The organism is Mesorhizobium sp. B2-3-2 (assembly GCF_006442295.1).
Lineage (GTDB): Bacteria > Pseudomonadota > Alphaproteobacteria > Rhizobiales > Rhizobiaceae > Mesorhizobium.
The window spans coordinates 160401-180666 of sequence record NZ_VFWA01000008.1; the positions used below are offsets into that span (position 1 = coordinate 160401).

At 62.8% G+C, this 20266-nt stretch carries 19 protein-coding genes; 3 read left to right on the plus strand and 16 right to left on the minus strand.

Annotation, left to right across the window (positions count from 1 at the left end; translation table 11 throughout):
• Positions 1-2: 2 nt before the first annotated feature.
• The 3 genes from FJ964_RS19605 to FJ964_RS19615 all read right to left on the minus strand — a co-directional run bounded on the left by FJ964_RS19605 (position 3) and on the right by FJ964_RS19615 (position 3530).
• Complete coding sequence (locus tag FJ964_RS19605; RefSeq protein ID WP_140551910.1) at positions 3-998, minus strand: ABC transporter permease; 996 nt, start codon at positions 996-998, stop codon at positions 3-5.
• Complete coding sequence (locus FJ964_RS19610; RefSeq protein ID WP_224626950.1) at positions 995-2527, minus strand: sugar ABC transporter ATP-binding protein; 1533 nt, start codon at positions 2525-2527, stop codon at positions 995-997. The genes FJ964_RS19605 and FJ964_RS19610 overlap by 4 nt, the downstream gene beginning before the upstream one ends.
• A 61-nt stretch (positions 2528-2588) precedes the next feature.
• Complete coding sequence (locus FJ964_RS19615; protein WP_140551912.1) at positions 2589-3530, minus strand: sugar ABC transporter substrate-binding protein; 942 nt, start codon at positions 3528-3530, stop codon at positions 2589-2591.
• Positions 3531-3708: 178 nt separating this feature from the next.
• Here FJ964_RS19615 and FJ964_RS19620 point away from each other — a divergent pair, with 178 nt between their 5' ends.
• A complete protein-coding gene (locus FJ964_RS19620; RefSeq protein WP_140551913.1) occupies positions 3709-4740 on the plus strand; it encodes a LacI family DNA-binding transcriptional regulator in 1032 nt (343 codons plus the stop codon).
• A 300-nt stretch (positions 4741-5040) separates the two neighbouring features.
• Here FJ964_RS19620 and FJ964_RS19625 read toward each other — a convergent pair whose 3' ends face one another.
• From FJ964_RS19625 to FJ964_RS19650, 6 genes are all read right to left on the minus strand, one after another.
• Positions 5041-5991 carry a threonine/serine dehydratase gene (locus FJ964_RS19625; RefSeq protein WP_140551914.1) on the minus strand — a complete coding sequence of 317 codons (951 nt, stop codon included), beginning with the start codon at positions 5989-5991 and terminating at the stop codon, positions 5041-5043.
• Positions 5988-7004 carry a succinylglutamate desuccinylase/aspartoacylase family protein gene (locus tag FJ964_RS19630; protein ID WP_140551915.1) on the minus strand — a complete coding sequence of 339 codons (1017 nt, stop codon included), beginning with the start codon at positions 7002-7004 and terminating at the stop codon, positions 5988-5990. Before FJ964_RS19630 ends, FJ964_RS19625 begins: the two co-directional genes overlap by 4 nt.
• Before the next feature lie 80 nt (positions 7005-7084).
• Positions 7085-7873, minus strand: a complete 789-nt coding sequence (locus FJ964_RS19635; RefSeq protein ID WP_140551916.1) for a transporter substrate-binding domain-containing protein — start codon at positions 7871-7873, stop codon at positions 7085-7087.
• 35 nt (positions 7874-7908) lie between these two features.
• The gene (locus FJ964_RS19640; RefSeq protein WP_140551917.1) at positions 7909-8640 is read right to left on the minus strand and encodes an amino acid ABC transporter ATP-binding protein; all 732 of its coding nucleotides are present in this window, start codon (positions 8638-8640) and stop codon (positions 7909-7911) included.
• The gene (locus tag FJ964_RS19645; protein ID WP_140551918.1) at positions 8627-9277 is read right to left on the minus strand and encodes an amino acid ABC transporter permease; all 651 of its coding nucleotides are present in this window, start codon (positions 9275-9277) and stop codon (positions 8627-8629) included. The genes FJ964_RS19640 and FJ964_RS19645 overlap by 14 nt, the downstream gene beginning before the upstream one ends.
• Positions 9274-9945: an amino acid ABC transporter permease gene (locus FJ964_RS19650; RefSeq protein ID WP_140551919.1), complete on the minus strand. Its 672-nt coding sequence runs from the start codon at positions 9943-9945 to the stop codon at positions 9274-9276. Before FJ964_RS19650 ends, FJ964_RS19645 begins: the two co-directional genes overlap by 4 nt.
• Before the next feature lie 122 nt (positions 9946-10067).
• Here FJ964_RS19650 and FJ964_RS19655 point away from each other — a divergent pair, with 122 nt between their 5' ends.
• Positions 10068-10829: an IclR family transcriptional regulator gene (locus FJ964_RS19655; protein ID WP_181172535.1), complete on the plus strand. Its 762-nt coding sequence runs from the start codon at positions 10068-10070 to the stop codon at positions 10827-10829.
• A gap of 6 nt (positions 10830-10835) precedes the next feature.
• Here FJ964_RS19655 and FJ964_RS19660 read toward each other — a convergent pair whose 3' ends face one another.
• Together FJ964_RS19660 and FJ964_RS19665 are read right to left on the minus strand one after the other, a co-directional pair.
• Positions 10836-11993, minus strand: coding sequence for a Xaa-Pro peptidase family protein (locus FJ964_RS19660; protein WP_140551921.1), 1158 nt, complete (start codon positions 11991-11993; stop codon positions 10836-10838).
• Positions 11993-13192, minus strand: coding sequence for a RidA family protein (locus FJ964_RS19665; protein WP_224626952.1), 1200 nt, complete (start codon positions 13190-13192; stop codon positions 11993-11995). Before FJ964_RS19665 ends, FJ964_RS19660 begins: the two co-directional genes overlap by 1 nt.
• A 123-nt stretch (positions 13193-13315) precedes the next feature.
• Between FJ964_RS19665 and FJ964_RS19670 the strand changes: the two genes are divergently transcribed.
• Entirely contained in the window at positions 13316-13933 is a 618-nt protein-coding gene (locus tag FJ964_RS19670) for a TetR/AcrR family transcriptional regulator (protein ID WP_140551923.1), read from the plus strand.
• A gap of 590 nt (positions 13934-14523) precedes the next feature.
• Here FJ964_RS19670 and FJ964_RS19675 read toward each other — a convergent pair.
• The 5 genes from FJ964_RS19675 to FJ964_RS19695 all read right to left on the minus strand — a co-directional run bounded on the left by FJ964_RS19675 (position 14524) and on the right by FJ964_RS19695 (position 20191).
• A complete protein-coding gene (locus tag FJ964_RS19675; RefSeq protein WP_140551924.1) occupies positions 14524-15468 on the minus strand; it encodes a polysaccharide deacetylase family protein in 945 nt (314 codons plus the stop codon).
• 225 nt (positions 15469-15693) lie between these two features.
• The gene (locus FJ964_RS19680) at positions 15694-16452 is read right to left on the minus strand and encodes an SDR family NAD(P)-dependent oxidoreductase (RefSeq protein WP_140551925.1); all 759 of its coding nucleotides are present in this window, start codon (positions 16450-16452) and stop codon (positions 15694-15696) included.
• 52 nt (positions 16453-16504) lie between these two features.
• Complete coding sequence (locus FJ964_RS19685) at positions 16505-17479, minus strand: ABC transporter permease (RefSeq protein WP_140551926.1); 975 nt, start codon at positions 17477-17479, stop codon at positions 16505-16507.
• A gap of 36 nt (positions 17480-17515) precedes the next feature.
• Entirely contained in the window at positions 17516-19015 is a 1500-nt protein-coding gene (locus tag FJ964_RS19690; protein ID WP_181172536.1) for a sugar ABC transporter ATP-binding protein, read from the minus strand.
• Positions 19016-19153: 138 nt separating this feature from the next.
• Complete coding sequence (locus FJ964_RS19695) at positions 19154-20191, minus strand: substrate-binding domain-containing protein (RefSeq protein ID WP_140551928.1); 1038 nt, start codon at positions 20189-20191, stop codon at positions 19154-19156.
• Positions 20192-20266 lie beyond the last annotated feature (75 nt).

Genomic DNA, 20266 nt, shown 5'->3' on the forward strand with positions numbered 1-20266 from the left:
CTTCAGCTTTCCGCTAGTGAGCGGCCAAGGCTGGAAAGCCCGACCGCGATGATCAGGATGGCGCCCTGAAACACGTATTGGGAAAAGGTCGGGGCGCCGAAAATGTTGAGGCCGTTGAAGCCGAAAGCAATGATCAGGGCGCCGACCAAAGTTCCCAGGACATGGAACTCGCCGTCGCGCAAGGTTGCCGAGCCGAGAAATACCGCTGCGAACGCCGTCAGCAGGTAGGAATCCGCCGCGCTGGTCGTGCCGCTGCCCAGCCGCGACGCCAGGAGAATGCCGGTGAGGGACGCGCACATCCCGGAAATCACGAAGCCAAGCGTCTTGATACGATCGACGTTGATGCCGGCCAGCCGTGCCGCGGCAGGGTTGCCGCCGACTGCCTGAATCTCCTGGCCGATGGAGGTGCGCTCGACCAGCACCCACAGGATGCCCAGTACGAAAATCATGACGACGATGTTGTTGGGGATGCCGAAGAGCCAGCGGCCGAGCGAAAGCTGAAGGAAGGCCTCCGGTACGCCGGCAACGATGGGTACCCCCGCGGAGTAGGCGAAGGCGATGCCCGTGATGATGGTACCGACGCCCAGCGTGGCGATCACCGAATTGACTTTCATTTTGGTGACGATGAAACCGTTGACGAGGCCGATCAGCGCGCCAAGGGCAAGCACGATAAAAATCGCCAGAGGGATCGGCAGCTTGTCATGGACGATGAAGCCGGTGACGAGAATGCCGTGCAGACTGGCGGCAAAGCCGATCGACAGGTCAAGCTCGCCGACAACGACCGCCAATGTCAGGCCGCCTGCGATGATCATCGCAAGCGAGGCCTGGTTGAGGACGTTGGTGAAGTTGCCCAAAGTCGAGAAGGCCCTCGGCGACAGGATGGAAAAGGCGACGATCATCGCCAGCAGCCCGAGGATGGTCGCGTAGCGCGCGAACATTCCGAGCGCAGCCTTGCTGCGTGGGGTGAGGCGCCTGTTGTACCTCGAGACATCGCTCATGTGATCATCCCCTCGGTAGAGGGCTCCCGCCCACCGTAGCTTGCCTCGATAATAGCCGAGCGCGACATCGATGCGCCGCTCAGTTCGCGAACGACAAGGCCTTCCGCCATCACCAGCACGCGATCGCAAAGCTCCGGCAGCTCATCGGGTTCGGAGGAGACGACGAGAACCGCCATGCCGGCCGCGGCGAGCTCGCGGATTTGGCGGTGGATCTCCGCGCGCGCGCCGATATCGACCCCGCGGGTCGGTTCATCGAGAATGAGGATGTGCGGCGCGCGCCGCAACCAGCGGCCGATGACCACCTTCTGCTGGTTGCCGCCGCTTAGCCGGCCAACGGGGGTGTCCATGCTTGCCGTCTTGATCGATAGCAGCTTCATCGTCTCGCGAGCGAGCGAGGACTGCGATTTTCGGCTGAGAAGCGGTACCCCGCGACCGAGCACAAGCTTGTCCAAATTGACCAGGCCAAGATTGAAGGCGACGCTCTTCGACAGGAAAAGCCCTTCCGTACGCCGTTCCTCCGGAACTAGGCCGAGCCCGGCGGCAACTGCGGCTTCCGGCGATTTCGGCGCGTAGGGCTTGCCTCTGAGCGTCATGCTGCCCGAGTCGGCGCGATCGGCACCATAGATCAGCCGCACCAGTTCGCTGCGTCCGGCGCCGACCAGACCGCCGATGCCCAGGACTTCGCCCTGGCGAAGTTCGAAACTTACGCCTCGCACCTTGGGCAGGCGTGCAAGGTTCTGGACGCGCAGAACGATGTCATGGTTTTGCGGCGAATATCCAGGCCCGCTGTCGCTGCTGGCATGGTCTGCACCGACGATCGCCTCGACCAACGTTCTCCTGTCCAATCCGGCACGGGTGAATTCGGCGACGGAATCGCCGTCGCGCAGTACCGACACCCGATCGCAGAGTTTCAGGATCTCATCCAGGCGGTGCGAGACGTAAAGCACAGCTACGCCCGAGGCCGAGAGGTCCTTGATGATAAGAAAGAGCTTCTCGCTCTCGGCGGCGGAGAGCGAGGCGGTCGGCTCGTCCATCACGATAAGCCGCGATTTGCGGACCAGCGCGCGGCAGATGTTGATCAACCAGTTTTCAGCGGTCGACAGCCCTTTCACATTTGCGTTGAGCGGGGCGGTGATGCCGACGCGTCTCGCAATGGGCTCGACATCGCGGGCGACGGCTGCCCAATCGGTCAAGCCGAAGCGCGACCGTTTTGGCACGCCGAGCATAATGTTCTGGAGGACAGTCATGCCCGGAACGAAAGCCAGTTCCTGGTGAATGAAGCTCATGCCAAATTCCGTCGCGCGGTGCGCCGTCTCGATGCCGACGGTTTGCCCATCGATCTCGATCGAACCCTTATCGGGATGGTTGAGGCCGGCAAGGATCCTGATCATCGTCGACTTGCCCGCGCCATTGGCGCCGACCAGCCCGTGAACCTCCCCCGCGACAACGTCGAGGGAAGCGCCTCGCAGCGCTTGCGCGCCGCCGAAGGCCTTGCTGATGTTGCGCACGACAAGAAATGGAGGCGCCATGGGTACCCCCGCCTCCATTGCCGTATCTCCTGCCACCCTATCGGTCAAAAGCTGGCTGCACCTATTGTATCGCGTCGGGATGCTTGGCCAGAAAATCCGCCGCCGTATCCTTGGTCACCAGCACGGCCGGCACTTCGGCGGCCTTGGGCGTCCAGCTCTTCCCGGCGGCGGTGATCTCTTCAATCATCTTTGCCATGTTATAGCCCTCGGTATAGCTGTCTTGCCATGCCGTTGCGGTCATGAAGCCGTTTTTGATATTTTCAAGGGCTTGGGCATTTCCGTTGATGCCATATACCATCACATCGGTGCGGTTCTGGGCACGCAGTGAGCCGATCGCGCCGATCGCCGGATCGTCCCAGCAGCCCCAGATCGCCAGGTTCTCGGCGCCCGCCGGATGCGAGGCGAGCCATGCATTGGCGTACTGCGCGCCATCTTCAAAGTAGCCGGGAATGCGCACCTCGTTTTTGGTCACTTTGATATCAGGGTATTTGGCGACCATTTCATCCATGACCTGCTCGCGATTCCGGCAAACTTCACCGGTGTGATAGGTGAGCGCTAGGATGGAACCCTTGCCGTTCATGTTCTTGAGCATCAGGTCCACCACCGGGATGGCCATCGGGCCGCCCGAGCCGTTGGTGGCGGCAACGGTGCCGCCTAGGCCGCCGCCCCAGGTGACGACCGGAATGCCTGTGGAACCCGCAGCGTCGAGCCCTGCGCCGATCGACGAGAACGGGAACACCATGTCGACAATGGCGTGCGCGCCCAACTGAGCGAAATTCTGAATGGCTGCGTTGGCCTGGTCTGCATTGCCCGCCGCGTCTACGACGGTGACTGTCCAGCCGAGTTCGTCGGCCGCTTTGGTTGCGCCCTGGATGTAGCGGACATTGTTGGCTTCCGTGGCGCTGATCGACACGATGCCGAGCAGCGGCTTGTCGGCCGCGCTGGCCCGCGCGCCGGACAATGCCAGGGCTGCGGCGAAAATGCCGAACGTCAGGTTTTTCATGGTTCTCTCTCCCTGTGAGGTTGGACGCGCACCTTCAAATTCAATGCCGATGACCGCCTAACCGTTTCGGCAGATTTTCCGATCTTAGGCGGCTTCGCAAGAAAATTCGTGCAAAGAGGCATAAAATAGGCAAAGGATTCGCGTCAAGGGTCAGCTAAACGATTAGCTAAGAGGGCAGATGGCCACCATAAAAGACGTCGCAAGGGCCGCCGGTGTGTCGACGGCGACGGTTTCCGCCGTCGTCAACGACACGGCCTATGTAAGTCCGGAATTGCGTGGCCGCGTGCTCGCCGCAGTGCGCGATCTTCGCTATGCACCTTCCTTGGTGGCGCGGAATCTGCGCAGCGGCCGCAGCCAGCTGATCGCGCTTGCCGTGGCGGACCTGGCAAACCCGTTTTATGCCCGCATTGTCACGGCGGCGGAGTCGGCGGTCGCCGCCTGGGGCTACTCGCTTGTGCTGTTCAATAGCGACGAGAAGCCCGACATCGAAAGACGCATTCTTTCGCGCATTCGAACACTAGGGTGCGATGGGTCGGTGGTCGTTCCAGTGCGCGCCGAAAGCCACTACCAGCGACGGGATTTCGAGGGCGGCATGCCGGTTGTTCTGCTCGGCCGTTCGATCGGTGGCGCCGGCGTGGACACCGTCACGATCGACAATCTGTCTGCCGGCAAGCAGGCGACCAATTACCTGCTGGATCTTGGCCACCGCGACATTGGCTCGATCACCGGGCCCATGCATTTGACGACGGGCAGCGGCCGGCTGCAAGGGATGCTCGAAGCGATGGCGGCACGGGGACTCGCCCCGAAAAACGGGCATGTCCGTTCCGGCGAATTCCGCGAAGACACCGCCTATTCGGTCGCGCGCGATCTGCTGGGACAACCGGACCGACCAACGGCGCTTTACGTTGCCAATGGCGTAATGGCAATCGGCGTGATGCGCGCCATTGCCGATCTCGGACTCCGTTGTCCCGAGGACATCTCCATCGCCTCAACTGATACGGTCGCGGGAGCAGGGGGGTTGAAGCCGCGCTTGACCCGAACAGAGCATCCGGTCACTGACATGACAAATGAGGCACTCCGCATGCTAATCGACCGTATCGAAGGAAAGGTCGCCTTGCCTGGACGCAACGTGGTCTTCCAGCCAGCGCTCGTTGTGGGGGAAAGTTGTTCGCCAATCAGACCAAATTTGCTCGCAGGCAGCGAACTCTGACGCAACGAATGAGATCATGCAGCCTAAGCAAGGGCGGATGGGGAGTAAGATACCGGCGCGGTGGCAGGCGATGAGATTGACCATAGTTTGGAAGACCAAATTTCACGCTGAGAGCCATCACGTAGTCCATAATCCGACCGCTGAATAAACGGGGAACGCGCTCAAGCTTCTACACGATCGCCGAAACGACTTCGCACACGACGTCAGCGGCCCCACTTAATTCCGGACGACGACAGATAATTGCGGACATCACAGTGCCGCCAATTGGCGTGTTTGTGACTTTCAGTCCACAGGCTTAGTCTAGCTGACCTGTATAATAGCGTCCGGGCCGGCACCGCAGACGATCACGCAGATACGCTCGCCTTGGTTCAGGCGCACCCGGTGTTCGGCAAGCGCCGCCATCGCGGCGGCGCCGCTGAGGTCGGCCGCAAGGCCCATTTCGAACCACAGGTTTTTTGCGGCGCGCAGCATCTCGTCGTCGTCGACCAGCACAATCTCATCGACCTTGTCGCGGACAATGTCGAAGATGCGGTCGTCGGTCTTGGCACAGGCCATCGTCGCCACAGAGGTCGTCACTTTGTCCAGCGCCATATTGCGGCCGGCTTCGAGTGCGCGCAGCAGCACCGGCGAGCCCGTCGCCTCGATGCCGACGATGCGCACATGCGGCGCCAGCGCCTTGATCGCGGTCGCCACGCCGCTGACCAGCCCGCCGCCGCCCATGGCGACGAGCACCGTCGTAACATCGGGCATCTGGTCGAGGATTTCGAGGCCCACCGTGCCTTGCCCGGCGACCACCGCCGGGTCGGCGAAGGGATGGAAGTAGACGGCACCGGTTTCGCTGACAAAAGCCTGCGCCGCTTCGTTGGATTCGTGCCATGCCGATCCAACGATACGGGTGGCCGCACCCCAGGCCCGCAGTTTCTCGATCTTGGCGGGCGAGGCGTTGGTCGGCAGGAAGATGGTTGTCGGCACACCGGCCATGAAGCCCGCACGGGCGGTAGCTATGCCATGGTTGCCACCCGACGCGGTGACGATGCCATGTTCCAGCCCGGCGGGGTCGAGCGAGAGCAGCCTGTTGGTAGCGCCGCGCGCCTTGAACGATCCGGTGACCTGCAGCAGTTCCAGCTTCAGCATCAGATTGACGCCGCCGGCAAGCGGCGTCTTGAGGTTGCCGGCGGCGATCATCGGCGTGTGCCTGACATTGCCCTCGATGCGGGCGGCGGCGGCGCGAATGTCCTCGAGCGAGATCACGCCAGCTCTCCTTCATAGCGGGTGGCGACGGTGACGCAGCAATTGCCGACAGCGACGCGGCCAGGCTGGCGGCGGCCATAGACAATGCCGTCGGACAGATAGCGCACAGTTTCCGGCGTTCGGCCGGGATCGGCTAGATTGTGGATGCGGCCGGCTTCCTCGCCGGCGTTCACTTTCGTCCCCAGCGCATGGAACGGCTCGAACACGCCGTTGACGGTTGCCAGCACATAGCCGTCATGGCCGGGGATGCGCAGGATGTTTTCGGGCCTCGCGGCAGGCGGCTTGCCGGTCGGCGGCAGCACGCCGAGGTGGCTCAGCACATTGCGCACGCCCTTGCGACAGATGCCGAGCGCATCGAGTGAAACCGTGCCCGCGCCGGCCATCTCGGTGCCGACGGTGGTCAGTCCGGCCCGCACCGACGTGGCCGTGGAGGTGCGCGGCTCGCCGAGATTGTCGATGACGACGGTGAGCGGAGCATCGAAGGCGAGCACCGCTTCCATGTTGCGCTTGCGGTGGGCGGCGTCGGGCGCCGGCTCGATGATGGCGCTGGGCAGGATGTTGAGCGAGGAACCGCCGGAGTGAAGATCCACATAGGCATGCCCAAGCGGCATGACGACGTCACTGACATAGGCCGAGATCTGCTGGGTAATAGTGCCGGTCGGATCGCCCGGGAACGTGCGGTTGAGGTTCAGCCCATCGACAGGCGAGGTACGGCGGCCGGCCAGCACGGCCGGCAGGTTGATCGCCGGCAGGAAGATGATACGGCCGCTGACCATGCCCGGGTCGAGATCGCGGATGAGTTCGCCGAGCGTGATCGGCCCCTCATACTCGTCGCCATGGTTGCCGGCCTGCAGGATGACGGTCGGGCCGTTGCCGTTCTGGATCACCGCGAGCGGAATGCGGGTCGCGCCCCAGGCGTCGTCATGCGGCGAATGCGGAATGTCGACGAAGCCGATCTGCTTGCCGGAACGGTCGAAATCGATGGTGGTGCGGGCGGTGGACATGCGGGCCATGTTCTCTCTTTGAAACTCTGCGGGGTTGGGAGCGGGCGAGGGAGAGGCGGCGGGAGCGGAAGGCCCCCGCCGCCGAAAGCTCAGATCGGCGGCAGGGTCGGCAGGGTGGTGCCGATCCACTTCTGCGACAGCGCCGAGAGCGAGCCGTCGAGCATGCCGAGATGGATGTAGGTGTCGAGCCAGCGCAGCAGCTCGGGGCTGCCCTGCTGGATGCCGATGTAGCAGGGCGAGAATTGCAGGATGAATTTGGGCTTCAGCTGTACCTTGGCGTCCTTGTCCATCAAATCCTTGGCCACGACATCGGCGGTGGCCAGCAGTTGCGCCTGGCCGGAGGTGAAAGCTGCCGCGGCGGTGGCGTCGTCGTCGAAGCGCACGATCTTGGCGTTGGGCGCGGCCTTGGTCAGTTCGAGATCCTGCGTCGTGCCGCGCGCAACGGCTATGGTCTCGTCCTTGAGTTCGGCCGGGCTCTTCACCGTGATGCTGTCGGGGCCGAAGACGCCGATCGATAGCGCCGCATAGGGCGAGGTGAAGGCGATCTGCAGCGCGCGTTCCGGCGTCGCGCCCATGGCGGCGATGACGATGTCGAGGCGGTCGGTGACCAGATAGGGCACGCGGTTGGCCCCGGTGATCTGCTGCAGTTCGAGCTTGACGCCCAGCGCCTCGGCGATCTTTTTGGCCATGTCGACATCGAGACCGACCGGCTCGTTCTTGGCGTCGACCGAACCGAAGGGCGGCACGTCGATCGGCACGCCAATGCGCACCGTGCCGGCGGTCAGGATTTTCTGCAGGTCGGCCGCTCGCGCCGGCATTGCCGAGACGGCGCCGGCCAGGAGCACGGCTGTGACGATCCTGGTGAGATGCTTGAACATGGAATTTCCCCTTTTTCTGGTTGGACTTTCTTTTCTTAGTGAAGGACGGCGCTCAGGAAGCTCCTGAGTTCGGCCGTACGAGGCTCGAGCAAGGTCTCACGCGCTGGCCCATCCTCGTGGATGCGGCCCTCGTGCATGAAGATCACGCGGTCGGCGACGTTCTTGGCAAAGTTCATCTCATGGGTGACGAGCATCATGGTCATGCCTTCGCTGGCGACGCTTTCGAGCACGCGCAGCACTTCGCCGACCAGTTCCGGGTCGAGGGCGGAGGTGATCTCGTCGAACAGCATCAGGGTCGGCTGCATGGCCAGCGAGCGCGCGATGGCGACGCGCTGCTGCTGGCCGCCGGACAATTCGTCGGGATAGGCAAGCAGCTTGTCGGCGAGGCCGACCTTGGCGACCACGGCGCGGGCGACTTCGCGGGCGGCCAGTGTGTCGAGCTTGCGCACCAGCTTCAGCGCCAGCGTGACATTGCGCTCGACATTGAGGTGCGGGAACAGATTGTAGCTCTGGAACACCATGCCGGCGCGCTGGCGCAGAAGGTTGAGGTCGGCCCTCGGGGCGGTGACGTCGATCCCATCGACGACGATACGACCGGCCTGCACCTTCTCCAATCCGTTGATGCAGCGAAGCATGGTCGACTTGCCCGAGCCCGAGCGGCCGATGATTGCTACGATCTCCCCTTTTTCCACGTTGAGCGAGATGCCCTTCAGCACCTCGAGCGCGCCGAAGCGCTTGCGGATATCGGCGATTTCAACGAGCGACATGAAGTCTCCTTTCCAGCATGCGGGCGAGCTGGGAGAGGGAAAAGCAGATGACGAAATAGATGGCGGCGGCGGTGAGGTAGACCGGCAGCGGGGCAAAGGTCGCGCCGCTGATGATCTGGCTGGCGCGGGTCAGTTCGACGAAGCCGATCAGCGCGGTGAGCGAGGTGTTCTTCACCAGTTGGACGAGGAAGCCGACGGTCGGCGCGACGGAGATGCGGATCGCCTGCGGCAGCACGACATGGCCGAGGCGCTGTGCATAGGTGAGGCCCAGCGCGGCGCCTGCCTCCCATTGCCGCTGCGACACCGATTGCAGGCTACCGCGCCAGATCTCGCCGAAGAAGGCTGAAGCGTAGATCGATAGCGAGAGTGCCGCCGCCGTCCAGGCGTCGACCGAGAGGCCGACCAGCGGCAGGCCGAAGAAGAAGACGAAGAGCTGGCCGAGCAGCGGCGTGCCCTGGATCAGGTTGATCCAGGCGACCGCCAACCAGTTGAGCGGCCTGAACGGGATGACGCGCATGACGGCGACGACGATGCCAAGCAGCCCGCCGCCCACGGTGGCGGTGAGCGCCAGCAGCAGCGTCCAGCGCGCGGCCTCGATCAGGTAGACGATATCGGTGCCGCCAAATTCGCGGATCATCGGCGCGGCCTCCTGACGAAGACCATCCAGTAGACGCCGGCGAAGAAGGCCCGGAAGCCCAGCGTCAGCACGAGATAGGAAACGGTGATCAGCGTGTAGGTCTCGAAGGAGCGGTAGGTGCGCGAGTCGATAAAGGCGGCCTGGTGGAACAGCTCGGTGGCGCCGATGGAGGAGACGACGCTGGTGGTCAGCATGATCAGCACGAACTGGCTGGCCAGCGCCGGGTAGATGGTCTTGACCGCCTGGAACAGCACGACATGGCGGAAGGTCTGGCCGGCGGTGAGGCCAAGCGAGCGGCCGGCCTCGACCTGGCTCTGGCGCACCGACTGGAAGCCGGCGCGCAGGATTTCCGCGCCATAGGCACCCATGTTGATCGACAGCGCGATCAGCGCGGCGGTGTTGGCGCCAAGCTTGATGCCGATCGAAGGCAGGCCGAAGAAGACGATGAACAGCTGCACCAGCAGCGGCGTGTTGCGCAGCGCCTCGACATAGACGCGGGCGCAGGCGCGCAGCAGCATCAACGGGCTGATCGAGGCCATGGCGACGATCAAACCGATGGCAAGGCCGCAGAGCATGGTAACGACCGAGAACTGCAAGGTCAGCAGCACGCCTTGCACGATCTCGGGGATATAGCGCAGCAGGACATCAAATTTGAAATTATAGCTCATGGATGCAGAGCGTCCCCTTATGCAACTCCAGGCAGACCGCTATTTTCCACTCGGATTTGCTGGACACCACGCTATCGTCGCTTCATATGTGACGTCAAGCGTCATCTATGAAGCGGGTGCAAATGACGGACGACAAGCTCAATTACAGCGCGCCGGCCCTCGAAAAGGGGCTGGATATCCTCGAATTGCTGGCCAATGCCGGCCAGCCCATGGGCACGCGCCAGATCGCCGAAGAACTGGGGCGATCGAAGAACGAGATCTTCCGCATGGTCCATGTGCTGCTTGCGCGCGGCTACATCCAGCGCGTTGAGGGCGGCGAGGGGCTAATGCTGTCGAACAAGCTGTTCGGGCTCGGCATGCAGACGGCGCGCGCCCGCGACCTGGTCAGCACGGCTGCACCCATCGTCGAGCGCTTCGCCGAGGAGGTGCACCAGGCAGCGCACCTCGTCGTTGCGCATCGCGGCGAAACGGTCATCATCGCCGCGGCATCTGGTGGCGCGGACATGAACTTCTCGCTCAAGCTCGGTTATCGCCGGCCACTGGCGGATGCCCATTCCGGCCTGGTGCTGATGGCGTTCCAGCCCAAGCCCGTGCGTGACCGGATGATCGCCGAATGTCTGATGCTGATGCGCGAGCCGCCGGACCCGACGACGCTCGCCGCCGAACTCGACGCCGTGCGCGAGCGTGGTGCCATCATCCACGAGAGCCGCGACATCATCGGCGTGACCGACGTCGTCTGTCCGATCATCGCCGGCGACGGACGCGCTGTGGCCTGCGTGACGGTGGCGGCGGTCAGCCGACGCAGTGCCGCGCCCAATTTCGAGGCCATGCTGGCGCGGCTGAAGCTCGCCTGCGCCGAGATCGCGCATGAGCTTGGAGGGTAGGGACGCTCAGCCCGCGATGATGATGTCGCGCGGCGTGCGGGACAGCACCTCCGCACCGGTCGTGGTGACAAGCACATTGTCGATGATGCGGGCGCCAAGGCCTTCGGCGCCGATATAGACCGGCGGCTCTATGGTGACCACCATGCCGGTCTTCAGAATATGCGGGCTGTCGCCGATCATGTGCAGCGGCTCGGCCCAACTCGGCGGAAAGCCCGGCCCCAGCGCATAGCCGGATGTGTGGACACGGCAGGTTTCGAGCCCGGCCTCGCCGATGACGGCGCGGGCCGCCTGGTGCGGCACGGATGCCGGCACGCCGTCGCGAATGGCCGCGATCATGGCGTCGCCGGCGCGCAGCACGATGTCGTGCAATTCGGCCATGCGCGGCGTCGGCTTGCCCAGTGCGAAATTGCGGCCGATGGTGGCTGTGTAGCGGTTGAAGGTGGCGCCGAATTCGATGTTGCCGAAATCGCCATGTTCAAGCCGGCGCGCGGTCGGCGCGCCGTGGCTGTAGGCGGAGCGCGGGCCGGAGACGAGGTTGATCGGGCTGGCGGCGATGCCGCTGCCATTGCGCAGCAAGGTCTCCTGGATGCCGCCGGCCAGCGTCAGTTCCGACAGGCCCGCCGCGAGCTCGCCGGCAAAGCGCTCCATGCCAAGGTCGGCAAGGGCCGCCGCGCGCCTGATATAGTCGATCTCGGCCAGCGACTTCACCAGCTTCATGCCGGCGATCAGCTCGGTCGCCTCGGTGACCAGGGCGTCGCCGATGACGGCGCGAAGGCCGAGATAGTGATGCGGGTGAAGATAGTAGGCCGGCACTTCGAGGCCGACGCGCCTGCCGAGCACGCCGTGGCGTCGCGCCATCCCGGCGAAGGCCGCGACCGGATCCTCGTTCTCGCCGCCGCCATAGCCTTGTACCTCGCCGGCAAGGGCGTCCGTCTCGAATTCATGCACCTCGCCCTGGCGTGTCAGCACGACCAGCGGCTCGTCACGCGCGCCGACCAGCAGGCATTGGAATTCCTGGTAGCTCTTGGCGTCGCTGCCGGTCAGCCAATGGATGGAGGCGGGGTGGACGGCAACCAGCCAATCGAGGTCGCGTGCGGCCATGGCGGCGCAGACACGCGCCAGCCGATCGGCGAACTCGGCGGCGGTGAAATCGTGTTTCGACATCAGCCTCGCGTCACCGCCATCGCCTCGATCTCGACCAGCAGGTTCTCGAAGGCAAAGCCGGCGACGCGGATCGCGGTCACCGCCGGACCGGGCTCGGGGTAGAATTCGCGCTGCACACGGGCAATCACCGCGCGCGTCGCCTCGATCCCGGCCCAGCTGCCTTCGGCATGATAGTAGATATAGAGCTTGGCGACGTCGCTTTCGTCGAGCCCGCCTTCGGCCAGCGTGCGGCGGATGAACTCGAAGACGTTGCGGGCCTGCGTCTCCATGTCTTCGCCGACGGCCTGCGCCTTGTCGTCGGCCGAGATCTGGCCGCCGATGAAGGCGAGCCCGGCGATCTTCCAACCTTGCGTGAACTGGGTGTTGGGGATGCTCCAGTCCCAATGGTTGGCCGGCTGCAGGCGCTGCTTGTCGTCGCCGAGCATGCCGATGCCCTCGACCTGGATCAGTTCGTCGGCATTGCCCATGCCCTGAATGCGCAGTCCGGCTCCGGCCGCCGAAGGCACCGACATGTAGCGGCGGCGCACACTGGTCATCTTCTCCCAGTAGTCGGTGACCTCGCGGCCTTCGCCAAAGAAGCGGAAATAGGTGTTCTGGCGCATCAGGCTGTGGCGATCGCCGCCACCCTGCCGCAGCATGGTGTCGAGGTTGCGGAAGGCCTCCTCGGTCTGCACCTCGATATCGCCGAGCCCGAGCACCTTGCCGTCGGCATCGAGCGAGCGCTGGCCGCCGATGAACAGCATGTCGCCGACCTTCCAGCCATGGACGAAGGGCAGCTCCCTGCGCCAGCGCCAGTGACCCGGCGGGTCGAGCAGTTCGCGCTTGCCGCCGACCACCACCCAGGCGTCGACCATCAGCAGCGCGCCCTCGCGGTCGAGGCCGCAGCGGATTTCGGTGGTGGTCGGGCCGGGGGCGGTGAAATAGCCGGCGCGCACGGCATCGAGTTCGTCGAGGAAGGCGCAGACGGCATTGGCGTCACAACTGAAATAGATATTGTGCTTGACCACATCGGCCATTGTGGCGCCGGCCTGGGCGAGAAGTGCCGCCAGCCGCTCGAAGATGACGCGCGCTTGGCCGGCAATGTCGGCGGCGACAATGTCGCCGTTCGCGTCCGTCGCCATCAGCCCGCCGATGAAGACCAGGTCACCGGCGCGGACGGCCTGCGGCGCCGATCCTTCGATATCGCTGAATGTCTGCATCCGCACCACGTACCCTCCCCCTGATCTTTTACTTACTTACCTGCAAGTCAGTATTCCGTCAAATGCTGGGGATGCCGCAAAGCTTCGGCGTCCAAGGCCAACGCATTTGGCTATGATGGAAGCATGGACGAGACCGACACCAGACAGGCGATCAAGGATACGGCGCTGGAGCTTCTGGTGCGCCATGGCTATCGTGGCACCAGCTTCGGCGATATTTCGGCGGCGCTTGGAACGACGCGCGCCAACATTCACTACCATTTCGGCAACAAGCAGGCCTTGGTCGACGAGGTGCTGGGCGACTACATGCAGGAGACGCTGAGCGCCTTGCGGGCAGTGTGGTCGCATGAGGGGTCGAGCCTCGCCGAGCAGGTCGAGGCGATGATCGCCTACAGCCGCGCCCGCTTCCGGCACTTCAACCCAGCCGGTACAGAAGGACACAACTGGAGCCTGATTTCGAGATTGCGGCAGGATGCCGACCTCCTTGATGTCGAGGGCCAGAAGATGTTGGGCCATTTCAGCGCGGAACTCTCGGCGTTGTTTGCCGATGCATTATCGGCTGCGGGCCGGCGCGGCGAGTTGGCGCTGAATATCGTGCCCGGCGATGCAGCCCTGCTGCTTGCGGCGATCGCCGACAACGCCGCGCCAATCACGCTGGGCGAAGGCGGCTTTGATGCGCTGGAGAAAACCTATCGCAGCCTGATACGGATGATCAAATCTGACTCATGCCAAAGACAATGTTAACCTCATATCATAGTAATGAGGCTTCGCTTCATCTGACATTCTGTCCGAGAATTAGTCGTCTGCTTCGGTTACTTTTCATTCTCGGTTTCTGACCCAATCATCCTTAGCTACGATTTTGGCCAAGTTGGGGAACGTTTTACGGACATCTTACTTGGTCTTGGCTTCTCTTGGCGCTTCCTTCGTTGTTCGTGCACCCCCGAGGAGCACAAGAACCAGGATGGGCACATAGACGTCATGGGAGCGAATAAGGTTGCCCGAGCCCAACACACGATCAAGGTCCTAGCTTCCAACGATATGGCCGATCGGGAACTCTGCAAGAGCGCCGGCACGACCTCCGGAGCCCGGTTTAATTCCAGACGGCGACGGATAATTCTGAATGGCAAAGAGGAACGGGCTTGGTCTAAAATCGGCGTTATGGCCACCTTGGTGCCTTGTGGTCCGATAGCGGAATTCCGCGGATAATTCTTCGGCCACATCATAGTTCGGCGCACACGGATATCGGCGGAGAGTTCGATTCAAATCCCATGTAGCGATCCGGTATTGGTCTCGCGTTCCTCGTACGCTTTCCAGTTCCGTTCGCCTTTCGGTTACTATGTCGTTTTCGGCTGCATGTCGCCCATCGAGATACCTATCGTGCCAGAAATCTCTACCGACCCTGCAGCGAGCTGCGCGGAAGTGTACCAATTATAGATCTGCTCGCCCGTCCAGAATGCCACGTCGCTATGCGATGAGATATAATCCAGCAATTGCTCCAGATAGCCGATTCTATGCGGAACACCGCTGAGATAAGGATGGACGCTGATGGACATGATCCGTGGCGAGGTCGCGCTCTCCTGATACAGCCGGTCGAACTGGCGCTTGCCACGTTCGAGCAGCTCCGCCGACGAGTGCTGCGCTACAGCCATTATGGCGACATCGTTGATCTCTACCGTGTAAGGGAGTGTCACCAGCGGGCCGGCCGTCGTCTTCAGTTCGCAAGGCAGGTCGTCCATCACCCAATCGGCGACATATCGAATGCCTTCTTCAGCGAGGATGTCGGCCGTGTCTGACGTCTCCGTAAGTCCTGGGCTTTCCCATCCTACCGGCGGCTTGCCCGAAATCTTGCACAGCGCGTCGATAGTGCGCCGAATAGCAATGCGCTGGTCTTCGAGATTGTGCATCGGCCCTTGCAGCCAACCGTGACCCATCAGTTCCCATCCGGCGCCGTGCGCGGCATGCACGATCCGAGGATAGACCTCGCACACTGATCCATTGAGGGCCAACGTCGGAATAATTGTTCGGGATGTCAGGCTCTCGTGGATACGCCAGAAGCCCACCCGCATGCCGTATTCGTGCCACGACCAGTTCGGAATATCGGGTAGCAGCGGCATGCCCATCGGCGGCGGCAGGACGGTGCGCGGCATCGGCCGCCTCGCATCCCAATGTTCGACATTGACGATGAGCCACACCGGCATCCTGACGCCGCCTGGCAATTTCAGCGGCTGCCTATCGATGATCGCCTGATAGTCTATTCGTTCGCGAGGGCTCAGCGGCATGGGACGGTCCTACGGGCTTGGAGTGCGATTCGGCGGATCGGCTTCTCAGGGCGAACTCGCCGTCAAGCAGGTCGCGCAACCAGTCGGTCGAGACGTATAGGCCTTCACCACGGCGCCGCCAAGCGGACGCAACTCGTCTTTGTGCATGCGCATCTCGTGGGACGCCTGGCTTTGGGCACAGAGGTCGACCTATTGCCCGAGCAAGCAGGCAGAAGATCGTGGTGTCTAGCCCTGTTTGATCGTCAGCCCGCCGTCTACCAGCAAGGTCTGGCCGGTTACGTATCGCGCTGCGCCGGAAGCCAGAAACAGGATTACATCCGCCACATCGTCGGGTTCGCCGATGCGACGCAATGGAATGGAAGGAGCCTGAGCCACCAGCCGCGCTTCACCCATCGAGTGCTCCTCGGAGAGGGATTGTGCCGTGCGGATGTAGCCCGGCGCGACGCCGTTGACGCGGATCCCGTCGCCGCCGAGCTCGGCGGCCAAGCCTCGCACCAAACCCAGAACGCCGGCCTTGGCGGCGGAATAATGGACATGCTCGGCCCAGCCATAGCTCATGCCCGAAATCGACGACACGGCCACGATGGCGCCTTTGCGACGCTCACGCATGCGCGGGGTGGCAGCGCGTGCCATCCGGAACACGCCCTTCAGGTCGATGTCGAATGTGATGTCCCACTTGGCATCGCTCATCTGCGCCAGCGGCACCTTGTGGGCGATGCCGGCATTGGCCACCACGACGTCCACGCCGCCATACTGCTTGTCGATTTCTCCCACGACGTCGTCGACCTGATCCGATTTGGTCACGTCGAGTTTGCGGAAATAAGCGTCGCCGCCGCCCGCCTTGATCTCTTCGGCCACCTGCTTGCCTTCTGCCTCGAGAATGTCGGTCACGCAGACTCTGTAGCCACCCCTGGCGAAAGCGAAGGCCGTGGCGCGGCCGATGCCGATGCCGGCTCCGCTGATGATTACGGTAGGCTTGGTCATGACGATCTCCCGGATGCTGCGCGGTTCGATGCGATTGTGGGCATGAGGCGCATCATTTGATGACACCGATCTTGCCGCGTTCCAGTGAAAGAAACACCGCAAGGATGAGGATTAGGCCGGTGATGATCTTCTGCGTCTCGGACGAGATGCCAAGAATGATCAGGCCATTGCCCAGCATAGCGATGATGAGGGCGCCGATGACCGTGTTCTGGATAGCGCCGACGCCGCCGGTCAGCGGCGTTCCGCCAAGCACGACGGCCGAAATCACACTGAGTTCGAAGGATGTTCCGGCTGTCGGCGTCGCCGCTCCCAGTCTTGCGGCCATGACGATGCCACCTAGACCTGCCAGCAGCCCCGAGACAATGAAAACAGAGACTTTGACGGTGTTGACCGGCAGGCCCGAGATATCGGAAACGCGTTCGTCGCCACCTATCGCGGTACAGTAGCGCCCGAAGGTGGTGTAGTTGTAAAGGATAAAGCAGATGACGAAGATTGCCGCGGCCACATAGACGATGTTGGGGAACACGCCTAGCGACATGATGACGTCCCCCACCGGAATGGGGTTCGAGCGCGAATAAACGATCGTCAGTCCCTGCACTGCCAGCAGTGTGCCCAGCGACACCATGAAGGACGGCACTTTCATATAGGTGAAGACAAGACCGTTGAAGAGGCCAATCACGGCCCCCACCGCGAGTGCCGCCGCGATGCCCCACAGGCCCCAGGACACTGAAACGGCGGCACCGATCAGTCCAGCCAGACTAAGCGTCGAGCCGACCGAAAGATCGATGCTGCCAGCGGTGATGACGAAATGCATGCCGAAGGCGACGACGGCCAGCACAGTCGCCTGCTGCAGAATGGTGCTGAAGTTGCGAAATGTGTCGAAGCGCTCGAAAGCGGTGACCGAAAAGAAAGCGAAGATCAGGATGAACGCGACATAAGGCACCAACGCCCGCATGCTTGGCATGGAAAAGCCGGGCGATCCATCGCCGGTGGCGGAACGAATCGGCTCCTGGGGATTTGCACTCATTCTCGTCTCGCTTCCACTCGGGTCTTTTCGACCGGCTCAGATCATGTAGCGGATCAGATCGCTTTCCTGCGGGTTGTCCTGCCTCTTGAACGTCCTGGAGACCTTGCCGTCGCGGATCAGGACAATGTCGTCGCTCATCTGCAGCAGTTCCTGCAACTCGTCGCTGACCAGCACGATGCCACTGCCCTTGGCGGTGAGGTCGTTCATCAGCCGGTAGATCTCGGCGCGCGCCCCGATGTCGATGCCGCGCGTCGGGTTGTCGAGCAGGAAGATATCCCCCGCGGTCGCAAGCAGTTTCGCCAGCACCACCTTTTGCCGATTGCCGCCGCTCAGGTTGCGGCAGCTTTCCTCGACCGTGCGGCATTTGATATTCAGGCGCTGCTTCAGCGCTTTCGACACGCCGGTTTCAGCCCGCCTGCTGGCGATTCCCAATTTGGACAGCCGGCTTAGTATGGAGAGAACGGCGTTCTCACGGACCTTCTGCTGCATGATCAGCCCCTCTCGGTCGCGGTTCTTGGGACTGTAGAGCATGCCGCGGCGTATCGAGCGGCGCGGCGAACGACCCTGGTAGGCAGCGCCCTTGACGAGGACGGTGCCGGCCGATGCCCTGTCGATCCCGTAAAGGGCGCGCAGGATGCGCTCCTGTCCCGCACCCGCAAGACCGCCGATCCCTATGATTCTGCCGCGGTCGAGGCGCAGCGAGAAGTCGCTGACGCCGCCATCGACCGTGAGGCCACACACATCCAGCAGCATTTCATGCCGCCCGTCGGCGGCAGCCGGCATGCCTCCACGCAGATTGAGATTCACCTCGCGCCCGACCATCAAGTTGGAAAGCTCGTCCGGCACGGTTTTCTGCGTGTCCCTGACCGCCACAAACCGCCCGTCCTTAAGCACGAGCAGCTTGTCAGTGACCTCGAATATTTCTTCTGTACGGTGAGTGACGACGATGACGGCGGTGTCGGGTTTCAGACGCCGTATGAGGTCGAGAAGCAGGCGCGTGTTGCGGCTCGACATGGCGGCGGTGGTTTCATCAAAGATGATGCAACGGGGCTTGGTCGAAACCGCGCGCGCCGTCTCGACCAGTTTCTGGTCTTCGAGCGCCAGATCACGTGCCGCCGCCTTGGGATCGACATGCGGGCAGATGTCGGCGAGCATCCGGCGGGCCTCGCGGTTCATCAACCCGTTGCGGTGCAAGCCGAACCGCGTGAATTCCGCCTCGCGTCCAAGGAGCAGGTTTTCTGCGACTGTCAGGGACGGGACGAGAGCGGGTTCCTGGAAAACGAGTTGAACACCGGCCGCTCGCGCTTCCAGGACGGACGAAGGTGCATAGGCTTGCCCGCAAAGTGTTATCGTGCCTGCATCAGCTGCGATCACGCCTGATAGAATTGCTGCCAGCGTCGATTTGCCGGCGCCGTTTTCACCGGCGAACGCCCAGACCTGCCCGCTTTCGATGATGCACCCTTCGCCCTCATCCCATTGCAAGGCGCGAACCGCACCGAAGGATTTTCGTATCGCCGAGATCCGGAAGACTTCCATGATGTCCGAGACAGCTCCACGCCAAGCGTGTGGTTGGATATTCTGCGCGGCTGGCATCGGGGAGGTCTCGACGCCAGCCGCGCGTTGCGGTCAAATGATCGTACCGCGCCGGTTCCAGGCCGACGCGGCGGGAGGCTTTCATTTCACCGCGATGACAAAGTCGGTCGTCTTGGCACTCGGATTGTGAACCTGCGACAGGGATTTCCAGTCGTACGTCGGGGTCGCATCGATGAACTGCTTGGCGTAGGCATCGACATTGTCCTTTGTCACGCCGGGGATCGAAAGTTGGTTCACCGGCGGATTGTTGGTCTTGCCGTTGAGCGCATCGTAGCACATCACCGCTGCCTCGCCGCTTTCAGCCCATTGGCCGCCGGTCGAATAGAGCGCTTCGCCCGCCTTGATGGCTTCGACAGCCTCGGGGATCAGGTCCATGGAGGCGACCTTGATCTCGTCGATCACCTTGGCGTCGTTGAACGCCTTGATAGCACCCAGCGCCGTATCGTCATTGTAGGTCCACAGGCCCTGGAAACCGGGGCCGGGCATGGCGGAAAGGAAGTTCTGCGCGTCGGTGTAGCCATCCTGGCGCAACTCGCCGTTGCGCAGTTCCTGCAGCAGCTTCATGTCCTTGTGCTCGTCGAGGAACTGGTGCAGGCCCGCGCTTCTTTCGTCGGCGACCGCGCCGCCCGGAGCGCCGCCGATGGCAACCACTTCACGCACGCCCCCGTCATAGAGCGACTTCGCGATATTGTATCCGGCGAGCTTATTGTCGACGCCGACGAAGCCGGCATAGCTCTTGCCGTCGTAGTCTTGTGGGCCAAACCCAGGATAGCGCTCCGCGAACACGACCGGTATCTGGGCCGCCTCCGCCTTGTTCAGCAGCGCCTTGGCGATGGCCGATGTGTTGGGCGTGATGATGAGGCAGCCGACGCCCTGGGCGACCAGACCCTCGATGTCGGCAAGCTGCTTGGCGTCGCTCTGATTGGCGTCGACGACGACGGTTTCCGCGCCGAGCGCCTTGGCCGCGTCGGTACCGAAGTCGGCGAACGAGCGCCAGAACGGGTTCTGCAGCGCCGGCACGCTCATGCCGATGATGGCTTTCTTGTCTTGCGTCGACGCTGGCAATGCGGACAGAACGATGGCGGTGCAACTGAGAGCGGTTGTGACGAGCCTGCGCATTGTTTTCCCCTTAGAGTTTGGGTTGGCCCCAAGCCAACCGTGGAAAACGGATGTTGATCGCAGCGGAGAAGAGCG

Coding starts and splice junctions, on each gene's coding strand:
- FJ964_RS19605 (WP_140551910.1), bottom strand. CDS start 998: ATGAGCGATGTCTCGAGGTACAACAGGCGCCTCACCCCACGCAGCAAG.
- FJ964_RS19670 (WP_140551923.1), top strand. CDS start 13,316: ATGGACGAGACCGACACCAGACAGGCGATCAAGGATACGGCGCTGGAG.
- FJ964_RS19650 (WP_140551919.1), bottom strand. CDS start 9,945: ATGAGCTATAATTTCAAATTTGATGTCCTGCTGCGCTATATCCCCGAG.
- FJ964_RS19660 (WP_140551921.1), bottom strand. CDS start 11,993: ATGTCGAAACACGATTTCACCGCCGCCGAGTTCGCCGATCGGCTGGCG.
- FJ964_RS19645 (WP_140551918.1), bottom strand. CDS start 9,277: ATGATCCGCGAATTTGGCGGCACCGATATCGTCTACCTGATCGAGGCC.
- FJ964_RS19620 (WP_140551913.1), top strand. CDS start 3,709: ATGGCCACCATAAAAGACGTCGCAAGGGCCGCCGGTGTGTCGACGGCG.
- FJ964_RS19685 (WP_140551926.1), bottom strand. CDS start 17,479: ATGAGTGCAAATCCCCAGGAGCCGATTCGTTCCGCCACCGGCGATGGA.
- FJ964_RS19675 (WP_140551924.1), bottom strand. CDS start 15,468: ATGCCGCTGAGCCCTCGCGAACGAATAGACTATCAGGCGATCATCGAT.
- FJ964_RS19695 (WP_140551928.1), bottom strand. CDS start 20,191: ATGCGCAGGCTCGTCACAACCGCTCTCAGTTGCACCGCCATCGTTCTG.
- FJ964_RS19630 (WP_140551915.1), bottom strand. CDS start 7,004: ATGGCCCGCATGTCCACCGCCCGCACCACCATCGATTTCGACCGTTCC.
- FJ964_RS19665 (WP_224626952.1), bottom strand. CDS start 13,192: ATGCAGACATTCAGCGATATCGAAGGATCGGCGCCGCAGGCCGTCCGC.
- FJ964_RS19690 (WP_181172536.1), bottom strand. CDS start 19,015: ATGGAAGTCTTCCGGATCTCGGCGATACGAAAATCCTTCGGTGCGGTT.
- FJ964_RS19615 (WP_140551912.1), bottom strand. CDS start 3,530: ATGAAAAACCTGACGTTCGGCATTTTCGCCGCAGCCCTGGCATTGTCC.
- FJ964_RS19680 (WP_140551925.1), bottom strand. CDS start 16,452: ATGACCAAGCCTACCGTAATCATCAGCGGAGCCGGCATCGGCATCGGC.
- FJ964_RS19640 (WP_140551917.1), bottom strand. CDS start 8,640: ATGTCGCTCGTTGAAATCGCCGATATCCGCAAGCGCTTCGGCGCGCTC.
- FJ964_RS19635 (WP_140551916.1), bottom strand. CDS start 7,873: ATGTTCAAGCATCTCACCAGGATCGTCACAGCCGTGCTCCTGGCCGGC.
- FJ964_RS19655 (WP_181172535.1), top strand. CDS start 10,068: ATGACGGACGACAAGCTCAATTACAGCGCGCCGGCCCTCGAAAAGGGG.
- FJ964_RS19610 (WP_224626950.1), bottom strand. CDS start 2,527: ATGGCGCCTCCATTTCTTGTCGTGCGCAACATCAGCAAGGCCTTCGGC.